This is a genomic window from uncultured Campylobacter sp. (assembly GCF_938018035.1).
In the GTDB taxonomy this organism is placed as follows: domain Bacteria; phylum Campylobacterota; class Campylobacteria; order Campylobacterales; family Campylobacteraceae; genus Campylobacter_B.
Genome location: NZ_CALIJF010000336.1, coordinates 1 through 1,979 on the forward strand (window position 1 = coordinate 1; position 1,979 = coordinate 1,979).

Genomic DNA, 1,979 nt, shown 5'->3' on the forward strand with positions numbered 1-1,979 from the left:
TCTAGCTAAAATTTTGTCTTATTTTTAAATCGAATGAGTTCGCCATTTCTGCAGCAGCGGAATTTACGAGCTCTATGGCGAACAAGCCGCCAAGCCCGCATTGCATTTAAAATTTTAAAATTTAGAGATTTTGGGAAATTTTAATTCAAAATTTCACTCTTAAAATTCTAAATTTATAGGATTATAAATTTGGCGCTCGCAGCAGGGTAAAATTTTGATTTTTAGTCGCGCGAGCCTACGTCCAAAACCATTAAAATCAAACTCATTTGAAAAAATGCAAATATAAATAAAACGTACTATCTTAATAAAATCACTCAAAAAAATTTTCTAGATTGGAGTTATATTGTATACAAAACACAATTATTAACTACTAGCTTAAGGCAAAGCCACCAAATATAAATATCGGCACTATTTGGAGATTCGCTGACCAGTCCGTGACATATTTTATTTCTATAGTTTAGCCCCATCGGCTCCGTTAGTAAAAATTTTAGCTCTTCCGTCAAATCTCTCCCTAGCAATTCATATATTTTTGGTTCTTGCAAAAGCGAATTTATGCTTTTTTCAGATTCTACGCCATTTTCATCGATAGTAGTCGTAGGGATTTTTTCTTGTCGCAATAAAATTCTCGCCAAATGCTCTATTTGAGGTATCAACAAATGACTTGAAACCAAAAAGTCTCTATCAAAGCCGTAATATAAGCCTTGCGCCCAGATATCTACCCTATCAACCGGAACTACGCTAGAGTTTCTGCAAACATCATAAATGAAACGCATAGACACTCTATGCTCCTTTAAAATTTGCCAAAATGCTGGCAATATACTGCTGTCTATCGCCAACTCGACATGTATATTATATTGCTGGTACATTTCATGTTTTAATCGATCATCTTTTGTAGTTATTTGCGATAATTTTCTTCCGCCGGCATCTACGTAAATTTGAGTAATAAGATTTGAAAAAAGAGACTTCTTTAAAAGATTCTCGGATGACTTTTTGATCTCTTCATATAGTGGATTTGCTGTGATATTAGCTAGGCATAATACCGCTTCAGATAGTTGCTTGCCTTTTACTGCTAGCTTTGCATTATTTTGATAACGCGAAATATCGATCTTATCGGTAGCAATCAAACTCATTTCGCTTATAATATCTTGGTTATTTTGCCCCATTAGCTTACGTATCTCGTCTATTTTTTGATCGATTCCGAGCTCATTTCTATCTTTTGTAGGGATGCTTCTGAGCTCTTTTAGTGCTTGCTCTAGGTCTATTTTTGACGATATAGCGCTACTTTCTTTTGCTTTTTCTATTAAGATATTAGCTATTTTAAGTGCAGTTTCGGCTATTTTGGGGCTATTTTTGAGCTTCTTATACCATTTTTGCGACTCTTGATAATAGTCTATAGCCGCTATAAATTCTTCCTCTTTGGCAAAAGCATCGGCAAAATTTTCTAATTTTTCAGCTACGCTTGATTGCAGTTTTTTGTCTAGCTTGACAATATCCAATAAATACGACATCCTTAAGCAGTAGTATTGATCGGTTGGCTCCGCCTTATTAAAACATTCTAAAATTTTATTCGATATTTCGGCGTATTGATTTTTTGTGATTTTGGATAATCGCGATAGCCTGATAGCCCTTTCAAAAGCATCTATATTAAATTGGTTTAGCGACTTTGGCTCTAGAGAGATTTTCGAGTATTCATTTGCGGCGATCTCTAAAAATTTGATATTTTTAGGACTTTTTAAAATCCATAAAATATCGGCGATCCTTGATTTTAGTCTGCAATCGGTCATTTCATCTAAAATACTCTCGAAAAATTCCAAATCCTGCTCGGTAAAATCATCTAATATCGCCGATCTGCAATCGCCCGCGATGCATCCGGCTTCGTACGGCTCATTTGTGCTTTTAGGTTTTAAGGTCATAGAGCAAGCGTCCCTTAATAAATAAAATACCTTACTTACTTTTAAATCCCCGTTTTTAAAATTTTC

General features: G+C 34.8%; 1 protein-coding gene. It reads right to left on the reverse strand.

Translation table 11 applies throughout. The features are described 5' to 3' along the window. Positions 1-338 precede the first annotated feature (338 nt). On the reverse strand, positions 339-1,979 hold a 1,641-nt coding region (locus tag Q0257_RS10340; protein ID WP_298024606.1), incomplete at its 5' end, for a DUF4209 domain-containing protein.